Source organism: Streptacidiphilus anmyonensis, from assembly GCF_000787855.1.
Taxonomy (GTDB): domain Bacteria; phylum Actinomycetota; class Actinomycetes; order Streptomycetales; family Streptomycetaceae; genus Streptacidiphilus; species Streptacidiphilus anmyonensis.
The window spans coordinates 1-3772 of record NZ_BBPQ01000143.1; the positions used below are offsets into that span (position 1 = coordinate 1).

The 3772-nt window shown below is 74.0% G+C and carries 5 protein-coding genes and 1 pseudogene; 3 read left to right on the top strand and 3 right to left on the bottom strand.

Going from position 1 to position 3772, the window contains the following annotated elements:
• Positions 1-48: 48 nt before the first annotated feature.
• Complete coding sequence (locus TR50_RS42000; RefSeq protein ID WP_152648941.1) at positions 49-276, bottom strand: hypothetical protein; 228 nt, start codon at positions 274-276, stop codon at positions 49-51.
• Between TR50_RS42000 and TR50_RS42005 the strand changes: the two genes are divergently transcribed.
• The gene (locus TR50_RS42005; protein ID WP_236654827.1) at positions 275-1105 is read left to right on the top strand and encodes a TetR/AcrR family transcriptional regulator; all 831 of its coding nucleotides are present in this window, start codon (positions 275-277) and stop codon (positions 1103-1105) included. The genes TR50_RS42000 and TR50_RS42005 overlap by 2 nt on opposite strands.
• Positions 1106-1220: 115 nt before the next feature.
• Positions 1221-2105 (top strand): SDR family NAD(P)-dependent oxidoreductase, encoded by an 885-nt coding sequence (locus TR50_RS42010; RefSeq protein WP_042435961.1) that lies wholly within the window; start codon positions 1221-1223, stop codon positions 2103-2105.
• Here TR50_RS42010 and TR50_RS42015 read toward each other — a convergent pair.
• Both TR50_RS42015 and TR50_RS42020 read right to left on the bottom strand, forming a co-directional pair.
• A complete protein-coding gene (locus TR50_RS42015; protein ID WP_042435973.1) occupies positions 2092-2613 on the bottom strand; it encodes an HAD domain-containing protein in 522 nt (173 codons plus the stop codon). The genes TR50_RS42010 and TR50_RS42015 overlap by 14 nt on opposite strands.
• A 10-nt stretch (positions 2614-2623) precedes the next feature.
• On the bottom strand, positions 2624-3334 hold the full coding sequence (locus tag TR50_RS42020) for a hypothetical protein (protein WP_042435964.1): 711 nt from the start codon (positions 3332-3334) through the stop codon (positions 2624-2626).
• A 107-nt stretch (positions 3335-3441) separates the two neighbouring features.
• Here TR50_RS42020 and TR50_RS42025 point away from each other — a divergent pair.
• Positions 3442-3772, top strand: a pseudogene (locus TR50_RS42025) (RNA-guided endonuclease TnpB family protein); the annotation flags it as partial.

Consider the following 3772-nt stretch of genomic DNA (forward strand, 5'->3'; position numbering starts at 1 on the left):
GGAACCGGCACAACACCCGCACGGGACCGCCGCCGCCCGCACCGGCGCTCAGGCGGCCCGGCCGGCCGTGGCGCGCGGCGCGCCCCGGCGCAGCGCGCGCTCGCCCAGCACCAGCGCCGAGCAGGCGAGCGCGAAGGCGGCGACCGGGCCGAGGCGCGTCGGGGCGAAGCAGAGGACCAGCATGAAGCCGAGCGTGCCCGCCGTGGAGGTCAGCGCGCCGCGCAGCATCTCGCCGGCGGCCCGGCCGCCGGCGGTCCGGTGGGTCGAGGACACCATGACGGACAGCAGCACCGGCAACGCGGACAGCAGGCCAGGCGACGCCGAGCATCCCCGTGGCAGTGAGTCCTTCGGCCGCACCATGCAGTTGCTCAGCGACGTCCGCCTGCGCGAGGGGGTCGACCGCCGGGGCTTCGAGGAGCAGTTCGGCGGCGTGCCGCAGGTGGTCGGGGCGATGCGGGCGCGATCGAACCACGAGCGCGGCGCCGACGGACCGGTCAGTATCCTGGTCGGCGTGACACCGAGCCCCGCGACCCCGAAGCCTGAGCGTGGGACGGCGATGCGCGCGGACGCCGCGCGCAATCGCGCGCGGGTCCTGCAGATCGCCCGCGAGCAGCTCGCCGCAGGCGACAGCTCGCTGCAGCTGAACGCCATCGCCCGGCTCGCGGGCGTCGGCGTGGGCACCGTGTACCGCCACTTCCCCACCCGTCACGCGCTGGTGGAGGCCCTGTCGGTGGAGCGCTTCGCCCAGCTCGTCGACGAGGCCCGGGCCGCGGCGGAGGAGCCGGACCCGCTTGCGGGTCTGCACCGCCTGCTGCGCTACGCGCTGGCACGGTCGCTGGACGATCCGGAGTTCGCGGCCGTCCTGGAGTCCTCCCGCGACGCGGAGGCGCAGACCTCGGCCCTCAAGGCCGAGCTCGACCAGGCCGTCGCCGGGCTGCTGGGCCGGGCCCGTGAGACCGGCGCCATCCGCGGCGACGTCGAGGCCGACGACGTGCGGCGGCTGCTGTGCGGGATCGAGCACGCCGTGCGGGCGGGCGACAGCGACCCGCTGCGCATCGAGGTCTACCTCAGCGTCCTGCTCGAGGGCCTGCGCCCGCCGCGCTGAGCCGCATCGGACTCAAACGGATATCCATCCGCTTGTGCTAACGTCTGCCCCCGGAAGCGGATAGTAATCCGCTTCCTCTGTGGGACGCATCCGATCAAGGGCATGGAGGGGCGCTATGACGCGACGGGCAGTCGTGACGGCCGGGACCGGCGGCATCGGCCTGGAGACCGCACTCGGGCTGGCCGCCGCCGGCTTCGCGGTCACCGTGGTCGGCCGCGACGCCGAGCGCGGGGCGCGCGCGGTCGAGCGGCTGGAGGCGGTCGCGACGGACGGTGGGCCGGAGTTCGTCGCCGCGGACCTCGCGTCGCTCGGCGAGGTCCGCGCGCTGGCGGCGCGGCTGTCCGCGCGGGGGGCGCTGGACGTCCTGGTCAACAACGTCGGAGCGATGTTCCCCGAGCGACGGCTGACCGTCGACGGCGTCGAGGCGTCCTTCGCCGTCAACCACCTCTCGCCGTACCTGCTGACGGAGGCACTGCTGGCGACGGAGACGCTCGGCTCCGGAGCGCCGAGCCGGATCGTGAACGTGACCTCCGGCGCGGTGCGGACGGCCAAGCACCGCTTCGACGCGGTCGAGCCGCGCGGCGGCTACTACGGCTTCCACTGGTACGGACGGGCGAAGCTCGCCAACCTCGCCTACACCCTGGACCTCGCGCGACGGCTCGCCGGAACCGGCGTCGCGGTCCTCGCCGCCGACCCCGGCGGCGCGGCGACCGCGATGACCGACGGAACGATGACCGACCCGAGGATCGTCTCCCCCGGACTCCGCCTGCTGTGGCCGCTGGTCCGCCGCACCTTCGAACGCGCCACGGCCGGCCCGGCCGCGCTGGCCGCCCGCCCGTCCCTCCTCGCCGCCGCCGACCCCTCGCTCGCCGACCGCACCGGCCTCCTCCTCGGCCCGGAGACCACCCCCATCACCCCCACCCGCTGGGCCACCGACCCCCGCGTCGTCCGCGACGTCCTCCGCCTCAGCCGCGAGGCCGCGCCCCTCACCCCCGCCTGACCGCCCCGGCACCCGTCGACCACGCGGCGAGCCGCTCGAAGTCCTCCCCGGTCAACCCGGTCCGCGGATCCACCCGCAGCAGCAACGCAGGCCCGTCGTGATGCGCCGCCACCCAGTCGCGGTCCGCGCGACCGATCTCGTCGTCGACCCACGCGAACGCCCGTCCCGCGGCGGCGGCGACGATCGGCCGCGTCTTCCAGTGCCGCCCGGCGCGCACGTCGCGCTCCTCCACCGCTGGGTCGTCCGGCCAAGGGAGCAGGGGCAGGGCCGGCAACCCCAATCGGGGAGCGACAGCCACGTTCGCGTCCTCACCCCACGTCGTCGCCCACACCAACTCGTAGTCCAGCTCAACGAGTCGGCGTCCGAGGGCAGGCCCGATCAGCGACAGCAGCGGGTTCCCCGCCCCCTCGGCGCCCGGCCGGCCCGGCGCAGGGCCCCCGAAGGGGATCAGCGGACCGTCGACGTCGAGGAAGAGCAACGGTCGAAGCCGCGGGGCTGCTGAATCCATGATCGTCACACTAGGCGAAGTCGGGGCAGTCCGCGGCGAAGCCCTGCGCGACGGGTCGCCAGGCGCCGTGGTCCGCGCGCACGCTCAGCCGGTCCGCCTCCTTCGCGGCCTGGACCAGCTGAGCGGTGCCCAAGGGGGCGGCCGCCGTGAGGACGCGGCCGAGGTGGCGGCAGTGCATCATCGGCCGGAAGTCCTGCGAGTACGGCTCGGCCGCGACGGCGAAGAGGTCGGACAGGGTCCAGCCCAGCGGGCCGGCCACGGCGCAGAGCTGCTGCGGGCGGTGCGGGCTCGGCCCCCAGTGCGACGTCATCCCGTACAGGGTGCTGAGGGAGAGTCCCATGAAGGGCAGTTCACGGATGCCGAAGCCGCGGTTGCGGATCAGTCCGCCCAGCACGGCGGCGAATCCGGTCGTGGCCGGGGGGTGGCGCGGGGAGGTCGTCTGGACGAAGCCCCCGGCGGGGGCGACACGCGGCAGCGAACGGACGTAGTCGTCCAGCACGGTCAGTTGGGCGTGGCCGCAGTGGCTGACGCGATAGGCGAAGGCCCTCACGGCCTTGCCGTCGCGCTCCGGGGGGAGGAGTTCCTCCGGCACCGGGTGGCCTGCCACGACGAGTAGGTCGGCGACCGGTATGTCGAACTCGGCGGCGAGTTCGGCGAGGCGCTGCGGGGCGACGGCTTCGCCGCGCGTGGCGAGGCTGCCCAGGGTGGTGGCCCGTTCCATCTCCTGATCTTCGCAGGGAATCCCGGCCTTTAGGCCGGGCGGGAATGCGATTCTTGGTCCGGAGCCGCGAAGCGGCGGAGTTCTCTGCGGCTTCGGGTGGCGGTCAGGTGGGCCGCTTCTGCAAGTTCCTCATGCGGCCCACCGTGGGACAGACGCAAGCGCTCGGCGAGATGCTGCGCGATCACTGCTCGCTCTACAACGGGGCGCTGCAAGAACGCCGCGACGCCTACCGACACATCTCCAAGACGTCGATCAGGTACGGCCAGCAGTCCGCGCAGCTCAAGGAGATCCGGGCGTTCGATCCGGAGCATCAGGGCCGCTGGTCGTTCTCCTCCCAGCAGGCGACGCTCCGCCGTCTGGACAAGGCGTTCGCGGCGTTCTTCCAGCGGGTCAAGTCGGGCGGGACGCCCGGCTATCCCCGGTTCCGGGGAGTCGACT

Coding starts and splice junctions, on each gene's coding strand:
- TR50_RS42000 (WP_152648941.1), bottom strand. CDS start 276: ATGGTGTCCTCGACCCACCGGACCGCCGGCGGCCGGGCCGCCGGCGAG.
- TR50_RS42020 (WP_042435964.1), bottom strand. CDS start 3,334: ATGGAACGGGCCACCACCCTGGGCAGCCTCGCCACGCGCGGCGAAGCC.
- TR50_RS42010 (WP_042435961.1), top strand. CDS start 1,221: ATGACGCGACGGGCAGTCGTGACGGCCGGGACCGGCGGCATCGGCCTG.
- TR50_RS42005 (WP_236654827.1), top strand. CDS start 275: ATGACGGACAGCAGCACCGGCAACGCGGACAGCAGGCCAGGCGACGCC.
- TR50_RS42015 (WP_042435973.1), bottom strand. CDS start 2,613: ATGGATTCAGCAGCCCCGCGGCTTCGACCGTTGCTCTTCCTCGACGTC.